This is a genomic window from Ectopseudomonas oleovorans (assembly GCF_029845265.1).
Classification (GTDB): domain Bacteria; phylum Pseudomonadota; class Gammaproteobacteria; order Pseudomonadales; family Pseudomonadaceae; genus Aquipseudomonas; species Aquipseudomonas oleovorans.
This window is the reverse complement of record NZ_JAOCLK010000034.1, coordinates 1-17,495: the sequence shown is the minus strand read 5'-3', so window position 1 is coordinate 17,495 and position 17,495 is coordinate 1. Positions and strand designations below refer to the sequence as shown.

At 62.0% G+C, this 17,495-nt stretch carries 17 protein-coding genes; 8 read left to right on the top strand and 9 right to left on the bottom strand.

Annotated features, from left to right (window positions below; all coding sequences use genetic code 11):
* The first annotated feature begins 6 nt into the window (after positions 1-6).
* The 6 genes from N5J71_RS16355 (at position 7) to N5J71_RS16330 (ending at position 6,570) form a co-directional block, all read left to right on the top strand.
* The gene (locus N5J71_RS16355) at positions 7-720 is read left to right on the top strand and encodes an ABC transporter ATP-binding protein (protein WP_075750776.1); all 714 of its coding nucleotides are present in this window, start codon (positions 7-9) and stop codon (positions 718-720) included.
* Entirely contained in the window at positions 707-1,933 is a 1,227-nt protein-coding gene (locus tag N5J71_RS16350) for an ABC transporter permease (protein ID WP_039965414.1), read from the top strand. Before N5J71_RS16355 ends, N5J71_RS16350 begins: the two co-directional genes overlap by 14 nt.
* Positions 1,923-3,479, top strand: coding sequence for a formylglycine-generating enzyme family protein (locus N5J71_RS16345; protein WP_017676116.1), 1,557 nt, complete (start codon positions 1,923-1,925; stop codon positions 3,477-3,479). Before N5J71_RS16350 ends, N5J71_RS16345 begins: the two co-directional genes overlap by 11 nt.
* Positions 3,480-3,524: 45 nt before the next feature.
* Entirely contained in the window at positions 3,525-4,217 is a 693-nt protein-coding gene (locus N5J71_RS16340) for an OmpA family protein (protein ID WP_017676115.1), read from the top strand.
* Between the two features lie 145 nt (positions 4,218-4,362).
* A complete protein-coding gene (locus N5J71_RS16335; RefSeq protein WP_004425286.1) occupies positions 4,363-4,854 on the top strand; it encodes a hypothetical protein in 492 nt (163 codons plus the stop codon).
* A gap of 78 nt (positions 4,855-4,932) precedes the next feature.
* Positions 4,933-6,570: a VWA domain-containing protein gene (locus N5J71_RS16330; protein WP_279917234.1), complete on the top strand. Its 1,638-nt coding sequence runs from the start codon at positions 4,933-4,935 to the stop codon at positions 6,568-6,570.
* Between the two features lie 102 nt (positions 6,571-6,672).
* Here N5J71_RS16330 and N5J71_RS16325 read toward each other — a convergent pair whose 3' ends face one another.
* The 9 genes from N5J71_RS16325 to N5J71_RS16285 all read right to left on the bottom strand — a co-directional run bounded on the left by N5J71_RS16325 (position 6,673) and on the right by N5J71_RS16285 (position 14,744).
* Complete coding sequence (locus N5J71_RS16325; RefSeq protein WP_279917233.1) at positions 6,673-8,628, bottom strand: DUF7844 domain-containing protein; 1,956 nt, start codon at positions 8,626-8,628, stop codon at positions 6,673-6,675.
* Positions 8,625-8,945 carry a DUF2388 domain-containing protein gene (locus N5J71_RS16320; protein ID WP_143509523.1) on the bottom strand — a complete coding sequence of 107 codons (321 nt, stop codon included), beginning with the start codon at positions 8,943-8,945 and terminating at the stop codon, positions 8,625-8,627. The genes N5J71_RS16325 and N5J71_RS16320 overlap by 4 nt, the downstream gene beginning before the upstream one ends.
* A gap of 142 nt (positions 8,946-9,087) precedes the next feature.
* Complete coding sequence (locus tag N5J71_RS16315; protein ID WP_003464664.1) at positions 9,088-9,411, bottom strand: DUF2388 domain-containing protein; 324 nt, start codon at positions 9,409-9,411, stop codon at positions 9,088-9,090.
* An 83-nt stretch (positions 9,412-9,494) separates the two neighbouring features.
* Positions 9,495-9,698: a DUF1127 domain-containing protein gene (locus tag N5J71_RS16310; protein WP_143509522.1), complete on the bottom strand. Its 204-nt coding sequence runs from the start codon at positions 9,696-9,698 to the stop codon at positions 9,495-9,497.
* A gap of 224 nt (positions 9,699-9,922) precedes the next feature.
* Positions 9,923-10,138 (bottom strand): DUF1127 domain-containing protein, encoded by a 216-nt coding sequence (locus tag N5J71_RS16305; RefSeq protein WP_003464662.1) that lies wholly within the window; start codon positions 10,136-10,138, stop codon positions 9,923-9,925.
* 355 nt (positions 10,139-10,493) lie between these two features.
* Positions 10,494-11,930, bottom strand: coding sequence for an NAD(P)(+) transhydrogenase (Re/Si-specific) subunit beta (locus tag N5J71_RS16300; RefSeq protein WP_003464661.1), 1,437 nt, complete (start codon positions 11,928-11,930; stop codon positions 10,494-10,496).
* A gap of 2 nt (positions 11,931-11,932) precedes the next feature.
* Positions 11,933-12,247 (bottom strand): NAD(P) transhydrogenase subunit alpha part 2, encoded by a 315-nt coding sequence (locus N5J71_RS16295; RefSeq protein ID WP_084341631.1) that lies wholly within the window; start codon positions 12,245-12,247, stop codon positions 11,933-11,935.
* 11 nt (positions 12,248-12,258) lie between these two features.
* Positions 12,259-13,380, bottom strand: a complete 1,122-nt coding sequence (locus N5J71_RS16290; protein ID WP_279917232.1) for a Re/Si-specific NAD(P)(+) transhydrogenase subunit alpha — start codon at positions 13,378-13,380, stop codon at positions 12,259-12,261.
* A gap of 467 nt (positions 13,381-13,847) precedes the next feature.
* On the bottom strand, positions 13,848-14,744 hold the full coding sequence (locus tag N5J71_RS16285) for a LysR family transcriptional regulator (RefSeq protein WP_003464658.1): 897 nt from the start codon (positions 14,742-14,744) through the stop codon (positions 13,848-13,850).
* 179 nt (positions 14,745-14,923) lie between these two features.
* On the opposite strand from N5J71_RS16285, the gene N5J71_RS16280 reads away from it, so the two are divergent.
* Positions 14,924-16,102 carry an acyl-CoA dehydrogenase gene (locus N5J71_RS16280; RefSeq protein ID WP_003464657.1) on the top strand — a complete coding sequence of 393 codons (1,179 nt, stop codon included), beginning with the start codon at positions 14,924-14,926 and terminating at the stop codon, positions 16,100-16,102.
* 56 nt (positions 16,103-16,158) lie between these two features.
* The gene (locus N5J71_RS16275) at positions 16,159-17,382 is read left to right on the top strand and encodes a CaiB/BaiF CoA transferase family protein (protein ID WP_279917231.1); all 1,224 of its coding nucleotides are present in this window, start codon (positions 16,159-16,161) and stop codon (positions 17,380-17,382) included.
* Positions 17,383-17,495: the final 113 nt, after the last annotated feature.

Below are 17,495 nucleotides of genomic sequence, written 5' to 3'. Positions count from 1 at the left end.
TGGGTCATGTTGCATATCGAGGACATGCGCATTCGCCGGGGTAGCGACTACCAGATCGTCTTGCCGCGCCTGATTCTTGGCCGTGGCGAGGTGGCGGCAATCACCGGCGCCAGCGGTTGTGGCAAGAGCACGCTGCTGGAAATGATTGGTCTGATCCTGCGTCCCGATGGGCTCGGCCAGTTCCGTCTGGGAGATGCCGATGGGCTGGATGTTGCCGCGCTGCTGCGCGATGACCGCCAGGCGCAATTGGCTGATATTCGCGCTCAGCGTTTGGGCTTCGTGTTGCAGAGTGGCGGTCTGCTGCCGTTTCTCAGTGTGCGGCAGAATATCGAGTTGCCCCGGCGCATGCTCGGTCTACCTGGCAAGAGCGAGTTGGTCGACGAGGCCATCTCTCGTCTGTGCCTGCAACCCTTGCTGGGCAAGCTGCCGGCGCAACTGTCGATCGGCGAGCGCCAGCGCGTATCTTTCGTCCGCGCGATCGCCCATGAGCCCGACCTGCTGCTGGCCGACGAGCCGACCGCAGCGCTCGATCCTCTGCAGGCGCAACGCTTGTTCGAGCTGATCATCGAAATCGTCCAGCGTTTCCAGATCGCCGCGTTGTTGGTTACCCACGACTGGGATCTGGTGCGCGATTGTGCGATCCGCAACATCGTCGGCACGCTGCAGGGTAGCGCCGTCGATGCCAGCGCCGACGGCACGGTGTTCCATGACGCGGCCTGAGACTCGCCCCCGTCTGCGTTTGCTGATCGAATTGGCAGCGCGTGACCTGTGGCACGACCGCAAGGTGTCGCTGTGCATCGTCGCCTCGCTGGTGGCGGTGATCGCGCCCCTGCTGCTGTTGTTTGGCCTCAAGCATGGCGTGGTCTCGCAGCTCAATGATGAGCTGCTCAGCGACCCGCGCAACCTCGAAGTGCGCATGCTCGGCAACTATGACTTGGCCGGCGGCTGGTTCGAGCGTTTGCGTGCCCAGCCCGGCGTAGGCTTCGTCATCCCGCTGACCCGTTCGCTGAACACCCAGGCCGACCTGCAGCGCGACAGTCAGCATTTTGTCGCTAATGCCGAAGTCATCCCGACAGCCAGTGGCGATCCGTTGATCGCCGCTTTGCCGTCGCCCGCGACGTTGGAGCAGGTACTGCTCAGCGCCAGTGCGGCGAGCCGACTCGGCGTGCAGGTCGGCGATACGTTGCGTCTGCTGGTGCTGCGCAAGCTCGATGGCAGTAACGAGCGTGGCGAACTGACGGTGACCGTGGGTGGGGTGCTGGAGAACAGCGCCTTTACCCGGCCGGCGGTGCTGGTGCACCTTGATCTGCTGGTGGCGATGGAAAATTTTCGCGATGGTTATGCCGTGCCGATGTTCGGCTTCCTCACCGGCGAGGTGGCGCCGGTGCGCGAGCGCTATGCCCGTGCGCGCATCTACGCCCGGGGCCTGGATGATGTGGCCAGCATTGCCAGTTGGCTTGATGGCGAGCGCATAGAGAGCAGCACGCGGGCGCGTGAGATCGAGTCGGTCAAGGCCATCAGCCATGTGCTCGGCCTGATTTTCGCGGTGATCGCCTGGACCGCGGTGATCGGTTGCGTGGCCTCGCTGGCCGGGGCCTTTCTCGCCAATATCGACCGCAAGCGCAAGGATCTGGCGCTGTTGCGTCTGCTTGGTTTTCAGCGTTCGGCTGCTGGCGCCTACGTGATGGTTCAGGCGGCGCTGCTCACCTGTTTGGCTTTTGCTTTGGGCTACGCTGCCTACCTGGTCGGCAGCCATGTATTCAATACGGCGCTGGGCGCCAACCTGGCCGACGACGGCTTCGTCTGCAAGTTGGAAAACATTCATATTTTGCTGGCCTTCGCCAGTGCATTGCTGATCGCCATCGTCGTGGCGGCTGTAGGAGGGTTTCGTGCGATCCATATTCAACCGGCTGAAAGCCTGCGTGACCTCTGAGCAGGCCTTGCTGGCAGCGGCGACGTTGCTGGCGCTGGGCAGTCTGCCGGCCCAGGCTGCTTGGGAGGAGAAGTACTACAACCCCAAACCGCTGGCCGATGACGTGATCCTGCCGATGCCGTGCGAGGGTTCGTTGGTGCTGCGTAAGGTACAGGTTCCAGTCGCCAGCCCGATGGGTGACTATGGCGTGACCCTCGGTCAGGACAGCGACGAGTGGGGCTACATCGAGCAGGCCCGCCCCAGCTATATCGCCGGTAGTTTCACGGTGCAGAAACCGGAACCGGGGCGCTATTACCTGCTGGCCAAGTACGAGTTGAGCGAGCTGCAATACCAGGCCGTGATGAACGATACCTGCCCGACGCCTTCGACCAAGCTGCGCCTGCCGCAGGTCGGCGTCAGCTGGTTCGACGCCACTGCCTTTGCCGACAAATACAGCCTGTGGCTACGTAAGAATGCCGCTGCCAAGCTGCCCAAGGAGGATGGCGCAGCGGGCTTCCTGCGCCTGCCGACCGAGGCCGAGTGGGAGTTTGCCGCACGTGGCGGCATGGCCGTTTCCCAGTCCGAGTTTCGCGATATTCGTTTCCCCACGCCGGATGGTGGGCTCGGTGCTTATGCGTGGTTCGCTGGTGCGCAGTCGGCCAATGGCAAGCTGCAACTGACCGGTTTGCTCAAGCCAAATCCGCTGGGCCTGCATGATGTTCTGGGCAACGTCGATGAGATGCTCTTCGAACCCTTCCGCCTGAACAAGCTCGATCGCCAGCACGGCCAGGCTGGCGGCTATATCGTGCGTGGCGGTAACTACCTGACGCCGCAGGCTGAGCTGCGCACCGCATTGCGTCAGGAACAGCCTTACTACGCCAGCGCTGGCGAGCAGAACAAGCTCAAGACCGGCGGTGTGCGCCTGGCCCTGGTGGCGCCGGTGTTGACCTCGCGCGAGCGCATCAAGCAGGTCGAGCAGGACTGGAAGAAACTCGGTACTCCGGCAGCGAGCAAGGCCACAGGCAGCAAGGACAACAAGGATCCGGTCGCGGAAATCGCCAGCATCGCCAGCGGCGTGCAGGATGACGCGCTCAAGCAGCAACTGGAAAAGCTGCGTGGCGATCTGCGTGCCAACACCCAGGCACGTGACGAGCAACGCGACCAGGCGATCCGCTCCGAACTGCAATTGGGTGCTTTCCTCTGCACCAAGCTCAAGGACGACGGCATGTTCCTCGATACTCTGGAAGGCAACTACAAGCGTAGTTGTGGAGCAGGTGAAGATGACCAGATGAGCCGCTGCGATGCACGCAAAGAGCAGCTCGAAGGTCATCGCAAGGTGCTCGACTTCATGCTCAACTACTATGCCGACACGGTGGTCAGTGGTGCGCTCAACTACACCTCGGCCACCGTCGAGCCGCAAGTCAGTGTGGTGGCTCAACAAATGGCGGCGCGCAGCAAAAGCAACCTGCGCAGTTACCTCGACACCCACTGGAAGAATCTGAATAGCTACATGAAAAGCGGCAAAGTGGCGCGCAGTCAGTGGCTGGAATCCTGTAAATCCATTTAAGCGAAGGGCATGGACATGAAAGCAGTAGCGTTGTTGGATCAGCGGATGAAATGGGTCGTTCTGGGTCTCGCTCTCGTATTGACTGGCTGTCAGACCACCGGCACGACGCCGGCTGCCAATCAGGCGCCGGTCGACCCACGGCTGGCCAACAGCAGTTCGGCGCAGTTCTTCAGCAAGTCGGGTTGGCAAGCCTGTGCCGGTGGCGCGGTGGTCGGCATGCTCGCCTGCCAGCTGGGTAACCCGAGCAAGAAGGCTCAGTGCATGGTCGCTGCCGGTCTGGCTGGCTGTGGCGTGGGCATGGGCGCCAACTACTATCTGGATAACCAGCGCAGCCAGTATGCCAACGCGGAAGACCGTCTGGATGCGACCATCGCCGACGTGCGCAAGGACAACCAGGAGCTGCAGATGCTCAGCGATACCGCGCGTAGCGTGATCGCCGATGACAAGCGCAAGATCGAGCAGATCAAGCAAGACATCGCCGCCAACAAGGTGCAGAGCGCCCAGGCGCAGAAGCAGCTCGCCGAGATCGATGCCAACACCGCCTACCTGAAGAAATCCCTGGCCGACGTACGCTCCAAGCAGCAGGAGTGGACCAAGGTTGCCGCCGCCGAGCGCAACAATGGTGCCCGTACCGATACCTTGGATGCGGAGATCGGCAAGATGCAGAAGCAGATCGCGCAACTGGAGTCGGAAATCGACCAGCTGTACCAGCAGCGTTCTTCGATCCGGCTCGGTTAAGAGTCTGTTCGCGACCTGAACAGACTCCGGGAAACTCTCGGTCAACATGACAGGTAGGGTGCGCTATGCGCACCTTTACCGATCTTTTCGGTGTGCGCGGCACACTCTGTAGCGACAGCCTAATCAGGCTCCAAGGAATACGTCCATGCATCCACTTCGTTCTTTTGTCCTACTGGCTGGCGTCGCCATGCTCGCCGGTTGTGCCGTCAGTTCGCAGGAATGCGACCCACGTAATGCCGATGCCGGGTTCGCCACCAAATTCGGTTGCAAGACCCAGGGCGTCTACGCCCAGCGTGTCGAGGAGAAGGAAAAGATCCTGCTCGACGAGCAGAAAACCAACCAGTTGTTCCGTGATGTCTATGCCGCTATCGAGCAGGAGAAAGCGTCGGTCGGCAAGGATCTGGCGACCCAGCAGGCGCAGTACGCCTCCTTGAACAAGTCGCTGAACGCCCTGCTTGGTGAACTCAAGAATAAGGCCAAGGGCAACCGGCGCATCGAGGCAGAAATTGCTGCGCTGGAGAACGACCTGAAAAATATCAACCAGCAGGAGAATCCGGCCGTGCTGCAGAAACAGGTTGAGCTGCAGAAGCTGCGTAGCAAGGTTTCCAGCCTGGAAAGCGATCTTGGCCTGCGTTGATCATTGCCGTTACACCTGCATGCCGGTCGTTCCGCCAGCAGGCTTTTCCCTGACTACCTAAGCAGGAAGCTGACCGCCATGAAGCGAATCTCCCGCCTGTCCTCCCAAACCCGTAGCGCGGCAGATGCCCTGGCCGGTCATGGCGAACTCACGCAGATCCTGCGCCGGCACCTGCCGCCGAGCACGGCGACCCTGTACGCCAAGCCGAAGCAGGCCGAGGGTGATATCGTCGAATGGTATTCGGATCTTGGCGGCCAGCCGGTACCGTTCAGCCAGTTGGATGAGAAGGAGGCGGCGCAGGTGCGCCACCTGCTCGACGAGCGACTGGCTTCTATCGAACAACTGGCCAGCCAGCTCGATGCGCAGGGTGGCGATGGTGTACGCCAGGCGGCTCTGTTGCGTGAAGCGGCCCGTTATCCCGACACCTCGACCCTGTATTCGCTCAATGGCCAGCCGCTGGTGACCTTCTGGGGCGGTGGCCAACCCCCAGCGCCACCGATCACGCCTGTTACCGCGCAAGCTGGTGCGTTACCGCCAGGTGCAGCAGCCTTGGTCAGCGAGGTGCCACGCAAGCGGCGCTGGTGGTTGTGGCTGCTGCTTGCCCTGCTGTTGCTGGCCCTACTGGCGGCGCTCTGGTGGTGGCTGTTCTGTCGTGAGCCGGAAACCCCGCCTGTGCCGGTCGAGTCTCCGGTGGCCGAAGAGCCGGCCGTGCCTGAGGAGGTTCCATCCGAGCAGGAGCCAGTGGAAGAGGATCCGCTGGTCGAGGAGCCCGAACCCGAGCCGGAAATTCCGCTGCCACCGCCGATTCCCGAGCCCAAGCCTGAACCAAAACCCGAGCCCAAGCCGGACCCTGCCGAGCTGCTGAAAAAACGTATCGATGGCATCGCCCGAGACTGTTCGGCCTTGCAGAAGATGCAGCGCGAAGAGCCGTTGCTCAAGGACAACGCCGCCCTGCGCGAGCAGGTCGAGCAGAACTTGGCGAAGAACTGCAAGGAGCAGTTGATCACTAATGCCAAGAACCTTTGCCCCGATGAGCGTCCGAAGGAGTTGGCGCCGGAGATGGTCATTGTCTTTGATGCTTCCGGTTCGATGGATATCAGCATGCTGGCCACACCCAAGGAAATCGAACAGGCAACGATGGTGCAAGGGGTTGCCAATATCGCCACGCAGCTGCTGCTTGGAACCAATGCCCCGAACACGATGGGCCATGTATTCCGTGAACCCAAGCGCATCACCACGGCGCGCGAGGCGACTATTGGCGTGGTGCAACAGTTGCCCAGTGATGCCAACGCCGGACTGGTGCTGGTGGAGAGCTGTCCGGGCGCCCGCAGCGTCGGCTATTTCGGTCCTGACCAACGAGCAGATCTGCTGTCACGCCTGCGCACCGTGACACCGGTACAAGGCACGCCTCTGGCCGATGGCATCGCCAAGGCCGGACAGATGCTCGATGGGGTCAACCGCGAGTCGGTGATGCTGGTGGTGTCCGATGGCGAGGAGAGTTGCAACCAGAATCCCTGTGCGATAGCCCAGGCCTTGGCGCGCAGCAAACCGCACTTGAAGATCAACGTGGTCGATATTCTCGGCACCGGTGCCGGGAATTGCCTGGCGGCGGCGACCGGGGGCAAGGTGTTCACCGCGCGCAACGTCAATGAGCTGCAGATCATGACCAATCAGGCAGCGCAGGACGTGCTGCCGCCAGCACACTGCAAGCGCTAAGAACCAGGGCGGGCGTAAAGGGAGAGCGAGGCCAGGCTTTTATAGCGACGAGCCTGCTCATTCTCGCGCTACGGTCAATTCCGGTCTGCGCCAGCATGTGCCTTACGGCAGCTCCAGCCCGCCACTGGCCTTGTGCAGGGCGCGCAGGTGTTCGCCCAGCGTCACCAGATTGGCCTCGTTGGCTTCCAGTTCAGCCAGGCGCTCGGGTTGTAGCAGGTTGCGCACTTCGCCGTCGAGCTCGTCGCTGAGCTGGCGCAGTTGCTGCTGACGCTCACGGCTGCTGATTTCGAGGCGCTCCCACTCCTGCTGTTGCGGCAAGCCGTAGCCACCTTCGAGCAGTTCGGCCGGGCGGCTGAGGAAGCCACTGTTGGCGAGAATTTGCTCCAGCGCGGCACCGGCCTTGTTCAGGCTCGGATCGCCAGCGGCGCGGCCGGTGAGGTAGCGGCGCTTGAGTTCGTCCTGAGCCAGCAGCAGTTGCCTGCGCAGCGCGGCTTGCTCCAGCAACAGCAGGGCGGCGCTGGCGCGCAGGTCGGCCTTGGCGAACCAGTTGCGCCGCGTTTCGGCAGGTTGCTCCAACCAGGTTTCGACGTTGTCCTGAGTGATCGGCAGGCGTTCGCGCAGGACGCGGAACATGGCCTGGTAACGTTCGCGGAAGGAGTCGAAGCGATAGCCCAGGCGCAGGGCCTCGCGCGGGTCGTCGAGCACTGTGGTGTCGGCCAGCCCGCGTGCATCCATCAGTTCCAGCAGGCCGTTGGGCAGGATGCTGTCGAGGGCATGCAGGCGCGGATTTCCGGTACCGCTGCGTAGCAGCTTGAGGGTTTCCACCGCACAGTTGTTGGAGACGAAGTAGTAGTCGCCGTCATAGCTCCAGTGCTGTTCGGCGGCGCGTACCACTAGTTGCTCGACCTCGTCGCGCGACAGGCGCAGCGGTACCGAGGCCAGGCTGCGCAGCTCGACCTTGGTGTATTCATCAATCACCTGCTCCAGCGGCAGCACGAACAGGCGTGAGGGGTAGACGCCGGTCAGGCCATCCCAGCTCGACAGTTGCAGGTCGCCGACGAAGGCACGGTAGGACAGCACCAGGTGGTGGTCGAGATCCAGGCGGCAGTCCGGGCCACGTGGCCGGCCCGGTGCGCAGACCACCAGGCGCAGCATGCTGTGGCCCCAGCGGCTCATCCAGGCATCGTTGGCTTCAGCGAGCAGGTAGTCGACTTCATACACGCGCTCAGGATCGAGGCGCCCCAGTGGCTGCAGGGCGAAGTCGCGCCCGGCATTGAGGTAGGGGTAGTCGTTGGTGCAGTTCTCGCTGGGCGGCGTCCAGTCGAAGTGCTCGCGCAAGTAGCGCGCCAGCGAAGGCCGGCGGCAGGCATAGCTGGGGTCGAGCAGAAAGTATTCGAGGTTGACCGCGACGAACTCCAGCGGATTGGTCAGTTCGTAGCTATCCGGGCTACGCGCAACCTGACCGTTGTCCAGATCGCGCGCACCGCGCTGTCCGACGCGTTGCTGCCAGCCGGCCAGGTCGAGTAGACGTGGATCGTCACTTAGGGTGAAGCGTCGCTCGCTCTGGCCGCGGCAATCTTCAGGCAACCCGACCAGGCCCATCGAGCTGACGCGTTGTCGGCATTGGCTGATGTGGCGGCGCTCGGCCGCAGGCCAGAGGCGGGCGCGGTCGTAAAGGTGGGTCAGTTCATGCAGCAGGGTGGCCAGCAGTTCCTGGCGCTGGGTGCCGTGCGGTCGCCCGGTGCGATTTTCTGCCGCCGAGCCATCGACCAGCTTCGGCAGTAGCTCGGCGTTGAGCTCGATGCCGCTGAAGCGACCGACCTGGCCGTAGACCTCCGAGGGCAGTCCGGCACGCCAGCTGACCCTGACTTCACGGTCCAGTTGCTCGATGAAGCGTGGCGGCAAGGCAGCCATCGCCTCGTCCAGCAGGGCCTGGCTCGCCTGGCGTTCGGCTGCGCCTAGAGCGCTGTCGTCCAGCGTCAGACGCAACTGCGCCTGGGCGAAGCCTGCGGCCAGCGCCAGCAGCGCGCCGCAGCACCAGGCGGCGAGGTGGGTCACAGAGCGAGAATGGCTTCGGCCAGTTGCAGATCGCTGGCAGCCTGCGCTTGCGGCAACTGCTGGCGGATGGTCTGCAGCGCAGCTTCCAGTTGCGCGCCGCGAATCTCACCGGCGCTGGCGACGAAGCTGGCGGCGTCGTCGCGGGCCTGTACCACGGCTTTCATGTCGCGAATCGAGGTGGTGGTGTCGGAGGTAAAGTTGATGCTGCGATCCAGGGCGCGCACCACGATGTTGCTGGTGGCGACCACGGTTTGCGCCTGAGCGATACCGCTGAACAGGGCGCAGGCGGCGACGGCGATGACGAATGAACGACGCATGATAAGGAGCTCCGAGAACTGCAGAACGGACGATTTGACGCGGACAGGCCGGCGCGGTTCCCCGCGACCAGGCAAGTAGGCGAAGTTTACGGGGCCATGCAGCGTCGGTCAGCAGCGAGCTTATCGGACGTGTGCAAAGTTTTCACAGGCTGAGGATGGCCTGAGCCAGGGCCAGGTCATCCGCTGTCGCCAGCGCGGCGTCATGACGGCGAATGTGCGCCAGGGCCGCTTCGAGTCGTACGCTGCGAATCGCGCCGTCGCTGGCGACGAAGCTGGCGGCATCGTCGCGGGCCGCGCGCAGCTGTTTCATGTCGCGCAACGAGCTGGTCGCGTCCGAGGTGACCTCGACGGTGCCGGCCAGGGCGCCGCCCAGAGTGTCGGTGGTCGCGACCAGGCTGCTGGCGCAGGCGGTGCCAGCCAGCCCTAATGAAAGAAGCGCTGCAATCAGGGATTTCTTCAGGTGCATATGGGGTAACTCCGGTAGGGCGGGACGCTGTTCTACCCGCATCCGCAGCTTAGCCCAACGGCATTCCCAGCTCCATCGCTGGCTCAGTGCCAGAAGGGCTTGGCCAGTTCCTGCTCACGCTGAGCTGTGCTGATGCCGGCGTCAGCCAGTTGTTGCTCATTGAGCAAGGCAAGCTGCCGACGAGTGCGGCTGTTGCGTTGCCAGTGACGCAGCGTCGAGTAGAGGCCGAGCCAGTGCAGGGACTTGTCGTGTGCAAGTTGCGAGAGCGGTTCGTGAGTGCGGTCCATGGCGTTCTCCTGTCGAGAGACAAGGGTGGAAGCTCATGTTCTCGCAAGCGCTCGTGGGCGAGCAGATACAACCGGTTGGAATTGTGCGGGGGCCGTGGCGGTTTTATGGCAACTGTACTACTCGCTCGGGCGATGACTGTTGCAGATAAAACGAAAGCCCCACCGCAGCAGAGACGGTGGAGCTCTCAGAAGATCCCAACTTGGGGATGGAGCAAAGCAGGGGGTCAGCGCCAGAACGGCTTCTGCAGTTCGGCGTAACGCTGATTTTCGCTAATGCCAGCGTCAGCGAGCAGGCGGGCATCCAGTCGAGCCAGTTGACGACGGCTGACGATGCGGCGCTGCCACAGGCTGAGGGTAGCGATAACGCGGAGCAGCCAGGCCGATTTGTCGCTGGCAACGCTGTGAGTTTGAAGCGGGGCGGAACTGAGGGTACGTTCCATGGTGGTCATCCTTCCGCTTGTGGCGGGGTATGTGTGCTATCGATGGGCAAATTATCCCGAGCGCAGTCGGGGCCCAGTAGTCACAGCTGGATGAAATTGTTGTGCTATTAGATAGGTTGCTTTGTAACTGTTCGGTCAGGAATCGATGAAACTGTATTGGTCATAAGTGAAAAGACTGGGTGCAACCTTGATTTGCGAGATTTTCAACTGGGTGCAACCCGTTAATTCTGGTCTTTCAAGCAGTACAGTTTCCAATTGATCTGGTGTGCTTGTTGATCTGAGTATCAACTTTTTCCTGGCGCCGGAAATGAGAAACCCGGCACATGGCCGGGTTTCCTGTCTGACCGGTCAGGGCTTATTCGACGGCCTTGACCATGTCTTCGATGACCTTCTTGGCATCGCCGAAGACCATCATGGTCTTGTCCATGTAGAACAGTTCGTTATCCAGGCCGGCGTAGCCGCTAGCCATCGAGCGCTTGTTGACGATCACGGTCTTGGCTTTGTAAGCCTCGAGGATCGGCATGCCGGCGATCGGCGACTTCGGATCATTCTTCGCCGCCGGGTTGACCACGTCGTTGGCACCCAGCACCAGCACCACGTCTGTCTGACCGAACTCGGAGTTGATGTCCTCCATCTCGAACACCTGTTCGTACGGCACCTCGGCCTCGGCCAGCAGTACGTTCATGTGGCCAGGCATACGCCCGGCGACCGGATGGATCGCATACTTCACGGTCACGCCACGGTGGGTCAGCTTCTCAGCCAGTTCCATCAGTGCATGCTGGGCACGCGCCACGGCCAGGCCGTAACCGGGCACTATGACCACGGTGTCGGCGTTGGTCAGCAGGAAGGCGGCGTCGTCGCTTGATCCCGACTTCACGCTGCGCTGTTCCTGGCTGCCTGCGGCGGCACCGGCGTCGGCATCGGCGCCGAAGCCGCCGAGGATGACGTTGAAGAACGAGCGGTTCATCGCCTTGCACATGATGTACGAGAGGATGGCGCCAGAAGAGCCGACCAGCGAACCGGCGACGATCAGCATCGAGTTGTTCAGCGAGAAGCCGATACCGGCGGCCGCCCAGCCCGAGTAGCTGTTGAGCATCGACACCACCACCGGCATGTCGGCGCCGCCGATGGGGATGATGATCAGCACGCCAATGACGAAGGCAAGGGCCACCAGCACAGCGAAGGCGGTGATGTCGCCGGTGAAGGTGTAATACAGGCCCAGGCCGAGAATCGCCAGACCGATCACCAGGTTGACCAGGTGTTGCCCCTTGAAAACGACAGGCGCGCCCTGGAATAGGCGGAACTTGTACTTGCCGGACAGCTTGCCAAAGGCGATCACCGAACCGGAGAAGGTGATGGCACCGATGGCGGCGCCGAGGAACAGCTCCAGGCGGTTGCCGGCCGGGATGGCGTCGCCCAGCGCGGCGACGATGCCCAGCGACTGCGGCTCGACCACGGCGGCAATGGCGATGAACACGGCGGCCAGGCCGATCATGCTGTGCATGAAGGCGACCAGCTCCGGCATCTTGGTCATCTCGACGCGCTTGGCCATGAGGGTGCCAACGCTGCCGCCGACCAGCAGGCCGACGATGACGAAGCCCAGGCCTTGTACGGCCAGCTCACTGCCGAGCTTGTAGATCAGGCCGACGGTGGTCAGTACGGCGATGGCCATGCCGATCATGCCGAACAGGTTGCCGCGTCGCGACGTGGTCGGGTGCGACAGGCCCTTGAGCGCCTGGATGAAGCACACCGAGGCGACGAGGTAGAGAACAGTGATCAGGTTCATGCTCATGGTCAGTGTTTCTCCACCTGGGCTTTCGGTGCTTTTTTCTTGAACATTTCCAGCATGCGTCGGGTGACCAGGAAGCCGCCGAACACGTTGACCGCAGCCAGGGCCACGGCCAGGGTGCCCATGGTCTTGCCCAGCGGAGTGACGGTAAGCGCGGCAGCCAGCATGGCGCCGACGATCACGATCGCCGAGATGGCGTTGGTCACGGCCATCAGCGGGGTATGCAGGGCCGGGGTGACGTTCCACACCACGTGGTAGCCGATATAGATGGCCAGCACGAAGATGATCAGGTTGTAGATGCCGTCGGAAATCAGATCCATGTCCCTACTCCTTAGCCGTTCTTGCGCACGACTTCGCCGGCATTGCACATCAGGCAGGCCGCGACGATGTCGTCTTCGAGGTTGAGCTGGAACTGGCCTTCCTTGTCGATCACGAGCTTGAGGAAGTCCAGCAGGTTGCGTGCATACAGTGCGGAAGCATCCGCCGGCACCAGTGCCGCCAGGTTGGTGTGGCCGACCAGTGTCACTCCGTGCTTGACCACCACCTTGTCGGTCTCGGTCAGCGGGCAGTTGCCGCCTTGCGCAGCGGCCAGGTCGATGACCACGGAGCCCGGCTTCATCTGCTGCACAGTCGCTTCGTGCAGCAGCGTCGGCGCCTTGCGGCCCGGAATCAGGGCGGTGGTGATGACGATATCGGCCTGCTTGGCCTTCTCATGCACTGCCTTGGCCTGGCGCTCCATCCAGGACTGCGGCATCGGCCGGGCATAACCGCCCACGCCTTGCGCGCACTCACGTTCCTCGTCGGTCTCGAAGGGGACGTCGACGAACTTGGCGCCGAGCGACTCGATCTGCTCTTTGACTGCAGGACGCACATCGGAGGCCTCGATCACCGCGCCCAGGCGCTTGGCCGTGGCGATGGCCTGCAGACCGGCAACACCGGCACCGAGAATCAAAATACGCGCGGCCTTAACGGTGCCGGCAGCAGTCATCAGCATCGGCATGAAGCGTGGATAGTGATGGGCTGCCAGCAGCACGGCCTTGTAGCCGGCGATATTGGCCTGCGAACTCAGTACGTCCAGGCTCTGCGCACGAGAGGTGCGCGGTGCGGCCTCCAGGGCGAAGGCGGTGACGCCGCGAGCGTTCATGCGTGCGATGGTCTCGTTGCAGAACGGGTTGAGCATGCCAACCAACACTGCACCGGCTCTCATATGAGCGAGCTCGGCGTCGGTTGGTGCGACCACCTTCAGCACCAGGTCGGCGCCAAACGCGGCCGAGTCGTTGCCAATGGTGGCTCCAGCGGCTTCAAAGGCGCTGTCCGGGATGCTGGCACTGATGCCTGCACCTGCCTGGACGGTCACCTGATGGCCCTGGCCAACCAGTTTCTTGACGGTCTCGGGCGTCGCGGCAACCCGCGTCTCCCCAGCATGGGTTTCGAGAGGAACACCGATGTGCACTTCTAATCTCCTGCGTGATCTTTTGAGTGAACCTGCGCACTACGCTGGCACGCCGGTGATTGGGGATCAGCACATAACCCGCCGGAAGGTGGCGAGCGCGGCGATTGTGCAATCGAACGCAGACCCTTACAAGAAGTTATGGAGTAAAAAAAATGGATTACTACAAGTAATGGGTCTATGAGGGATTTTTATACTGCGCACAGCCCGCGTGGATTCTGGGGAAAGGCAGGTAAGACGTAGCCTAGAACGTTGCTCAGGCATTCGCGGCGAGAATGACCACTGGTCGACTAGTAGCGGGTGTGGAAGGTAATGCACAGGGTGTTCGAAATAGTGCTATAGCCCGAAAGTAGTGGCTTTGGCGTACTTTTCGCTAATCGGTCATGTAGCGTGACTAATTTCATGCTACCAGTCCCTATATGCTCTTTTGGGTTTGTTGGGTGTTGGTGGTGGCGACGGCTGCGCGTCGGTCATCGTTGCTGGTAAGCGTGCGCCTCGCCCAGTAGCCAGTCACGAAAGGCTTTTAGCGCTGCAGACTCGGACTTGCGTTCCGGCACCATCAGGTAATAGGCGCGGTCACTGTTCGGCACGGTGCGGTCGAGGGCGATCACCAGGCTACCCTCTTCCAGTTCGCGCTGGATCAGGAAGGGTGGGATCAGCGCGATGCCCATTTCATGTTGAGCGGCCTGCGCCAGCATGGAAAACAGTTCAAGTCGCGGGCCGGTCATATCGCGGGCCACATTCATGCCTTGGGCGGCGAACCACTGGCGCCAGGCATAGGGGCGTGTGGTCTGCTGCAGCAGCGGCAAGTTGGCGATGCGTTCGGCGTCGACTGGGGCATCGCCCAGCAGCGCCGGGCTGCATACCGGCAGCAGGTGCTCATGCATCAGGAAATGGGCTTCGGTGCCCGACCATTCGGCGTCGCCGTAATAAATGGCGGCATCGAAGCGAGTGTCGGCGAACAGGAAGGGGCGTGTGCGGTTGGTCAGGTGCACCGTCACCTCGGGGTGCAGTTGCTGAAAGGCACGCAAGCGTGGCAACAGCCACTGGGTGCCAAAGGTCGGTACCACCGCCAGCTCGATGCTGGTGGTGCCCTGGTTGCCCATCAGCGCCAGGGTGTCGCGTTCCACTGCATCGAGCTGCGCAGCCACCTTGCGGCTGTAGGCGACGCCCGCTTCGGTCAGAACTACGCCGCGCCGGGAGCGGCGAAACAGTTCGACATTGAGAAAGCTCTCCAGTCCGCCGATCTGCCGGCAGATCGCGCTCTGCGTCAGGTTCAGCTCGTCGGCGGCCTTGGTGAAGCTTTGGTGGCGAGCGGCGGATTCGAAGGCGACCAAGGCTGCGGTGCTGGGTATCTTGCGACGCATGTATGCAAAAGCCTCACTCGTAAGCGACAGATCTACATGAATAAACTATCTCGGAGTGAGAAAAATGCATAGGTCTGTGCAAATTCTGCGTTTGTCCTCTGCTCGAAGCCGGCCTAGGATCAAAACCATTCGGGTTGGCTGGACCGACCGCTCACATCACCGCTTCGAGGTTTCTCGCAATGGCCAAGGCAAGCTTCAACTGGATCGACCCGCTGTTACTCGATCAGCAACTGACCGAAGAAGAGCGCATGGTGCGTGATAGCGCCCAGCAGTTCGCTGACGACAAGCTGGCGCCCCGCGTGCTGGAAGCCTTCCGTCATGAGCAGACCGATCCGAAGATCTTCCGCGAAATGGGCGAAACCGGCTTGTTGGGTGCGACCATTCCTGAGGCCTATGGTGGCAGTGGCCTGAACTACGTGTGCTATGGCCTGATCGCCCGTGAAGTGGAGCGTATCGACTCCGGCTACCGCTCGATGATGAGCGTACAGTCCTCGCTGGTGATGGTGCCGATCAACGAGTTCGGTAATGAAGCGACCAAGCAGAAGTATCTGCCCAAGCTCGCAAGTGGCGAGTATATCGGTTGCTTCGGTCTGACCGAGCCGAACCACGGCTCCGATCCCGGCTCCATGGTCACGCGCGCCAAGAAGGTCGACGGCGGCTACCGCCTGAGCGGTAGCAAGATGTGGATCACCAACAGCCCGATTGCCGATGTCTTCGTGGTCTGGGCCAAGGACGATGCCGGCGAGATCCGTGGCTTTGTCCTGGAAAAGGGCTGGGAAGGCCTCTCCGCTCCGACGATTCACGGCAAGGTGGGCCTGCGCGCGTCGATCACCGGCGAGATCGTCATGGACAACGTGTTCTGCCCCGAAGAGAACGCCTTCCCGGATGTACGCGGCCTGCGCGGCCCGTTCACCTGCCTGAACTCCGCCCGTTACGGCATCAGCTGGGGCGCACTGGGCGCCGCCGAGTTCTGCTGGCACACCGCGCGCCAGTACGTGCTCGATCGCCACCAGTTCGGCCGGCCGCTGGCGGCTAATCAGCTGATCCAGAAGAAGCTGGCCGACATGCAGACCGAAATCACCTTGGCTCTACAAGGCTGCCTGCGCCTCGGACGAATGAAGGACGAAGGCACTGCAGCGGTGGAAATCACCTCGATCATGAAGCGCAACAGCTGCGGCAAGGCGCTGGATATCGCCCGCATGGCGCGCGACATGCTCGGTGGTAACGGCATCAGCGACGAGTTCGGCATTGCCCGTCACCTGGTCAACCTTGAAGTGGTCAATACCTACGAGGGCACCCATGACGTGCATGCGCTGATCCTCGGTCGCGCGCAGACCGGCATCCAGGCGTTCTTTTGAAGGCTCGCGCCTCTCACTGATCCATGGTGCGCGTGGCGCACCCTACGGAGAAGCTCATGTCCGGTGCACTGTCTCATATCCGCGTGCTTGATCTATCTCGCGTGCTAGCTGGCCCTTGGGCCGGACAAATATTCGGTGACCTCGGTGCTGAGGTGATCAAAGTCGAGCGTCCGGGCTCGGGCGACGACACCCGGCACTGGGGGCCTCCTTATATAAAGGATGCCGAGGGTAATGACTCGCGTGAGGCAGCCTACTTTCAAAGTGCCAACCGCAACAAGCAGTCGCTGACCCTGGATTTCACCCAGCCCGAAGGCCAGCGCCTGGTGCGTGAGTTGGTCGCGCAGTGCGATGTGCTGCTGGAGAACTTCAAGGTTGGTGGCCTGGCGGCCTATGGCCTGGATTACGAGTCGCTGAAGGCGATCAACCCGCGTCTGATCTACTGCTCCATCACCGGCTTCGGTCAGAGCGGCCCCTATGCCAAGCGTGCCGGCTATGACTTCATGATCCAGGGTCTCGGGGGGCTGATGAGTCTGACTGGGCGCCCGGAAGGTGAGGAGGGTGCCGGCCCGATGAAGGTCGGCGTGGCGCTGACCGATATCCTCACTGGTCTCTACGCGACTGTGGGTGTGCTGGCCGCGCTGAATCAGCGTGAGCAATCCGGTGTGGGTCAGTATATAGATGTGGCCTTGCTTGATGTGCAGGTCGCCTGCCTGGCCAATCAGGCCATGAACTACCTGGCGACAGGTGTATCACCCAAGCGCCTGGGCAATGCCCATCCCAATATCGTGCCCTACCAGGATTTCCCCAGTGCCGATGGCAACTTCATCCTTGCGGTGGGTAACGATGGGCAGTTCCGTAAGTTCTGCGAAGTGGCGGGTATTGCGAGCCTTGCCGATGACCCGCGCTTTGTCACTAACAGGGCCCGGGTTGCCCATCGTGCCGAGCTGATCCCGCTGTTGCGCCAGGCCACGGTATTCAAAACCACCGCGCAGTGGATCGAGCAGCTGGAAAAGGCCGGCGTGCCCTGTGGGCCGATCAATGATCTGCAGCAGGTGTTCGCCGACCCTCAGGTACAGGCGCGAGGTTTGCGTCTCGACCTGCCTAATGCCCTGGGCAGCAGTACGCCGCAGGTCGCCAGTCCGCTGCGCCTGTCTGCGACGCCAGTGGCCTATCGTTCGGCTCCGCCACTGCTGGGCCAGCACACCGAAGCCCTGCTGCAGAGATTGCTGGGCATGAGTGAAACGCAGATTGCCGAGTTGCGCGAGGCAGGGGTGATCTGAGCCTCTATATATAGAGGTGGGGGGATTGATCCGATTTACGCAATTATTTGCATGTCAGGGGTTTACAGCTCGCCGTGCTGATGTAGAATGCGCGCCACTTCAGCGATGAAGTA

Bases quoted from the DNA above. Each gene is read 5' to 3' on its own strand.
- N5J71_RS16355 (WP_075750776.1), top strand. From the start codon at position 7: ATGTTGCATATCGAGGACATGCGCATTCGCCGGGGTAGCGACTACCAG.
- N5J71_RS16350 (WP_039965414.1), top strand. From the start codon at position 707: ATGACGCGGCCTGAGACTCGCCCCCGTCTGCGTTTGCTGATCGAATTG.
- N5J71_RS16340 (WP_017676115.1), top strand. From the start codon at position 3,525: ATGAAATGGGTCGTTCTGGGTCTCGCTCTCGTATTGACTGGCTGTCAG.
- N5J71_RS16335 (WP_004425286.1), top strand. From the start codon at position 4,363: ATGCATCCACTTCGTTCTTTTGTCCTACTGGCTGGCGTCGCCATGCTC.
- N5J71_RS16330 (WP_279917234.1), top strand. From the start codon at position 4,933: ATGAAGCGAATCTCCCGCCTGTCCTCCCAAACCCGTAGCGCGGCAGAT.
- N5J71_RS16320 (WP_143509523.1), bottom strand. From the start codon at position 8,945: ATGCGTCGTTCATTCGTCATCGCCGTCGCCGCCTGCGCCCTGTTCAGC.
- N5J71_RS16315 (WP_003464664.1), bottom strand. From the start codon at position 9,411: ATGCACCTGAAGAAATCCCTGATTGCAGCGCTTCTTTCATTAGGGCTG.
- N5J71_RS16310 (WP_143509522.1), bottom strand. From the start codon at position 9,698: ATGGACCGCACTCACGAACCGCTCTCGCAACTTGCACACGACAAGTCC.
- N5J71_RS16305 (WP_003464662.1), bottom strand. From the start codon at position 10,138: ATGGAACGTACCCTCAGTTCCGCCCCGCTTCAAACTCACAGCGTTGCC.
- N5J71_RS16300 (WP_003464661.1), bottom strand. From the start codon at position 11,930: ATGAGCATGAACCTGATCACTGTTCTCTACCTCGTCGCCTCGGTGTGC.
- N5J71_RS16295 (WP_084341631.1), bottom strand. From the start codon at position 12,247: ATGGATCTGATTTCCGACGGCATCTACAACCTGATCATCTTCGTGCTG.
- N5J71_RS16285 (WP_003464658.1), bottom strand. From the start codon at position 14,744: ATGCGTCGCAAGATACCCAGCACCGCAGCCTTGGTCGCCTTCGAATCC.
- N5J71_RS16280 (WP_003464657.1), top strand. From the start codon at position 14,924: ATGGCCAAGGCAAGCTTCAACTGGATCGACCCGCTGTTACTCGATCAG.
- N5J71_RS16275 (WP_279917231.1), top strand. From the start codon at position 16,159: ATGTCCGGTGCACTGTCTCATATCCGCGTGCTTGATCTATCTCGCGTG.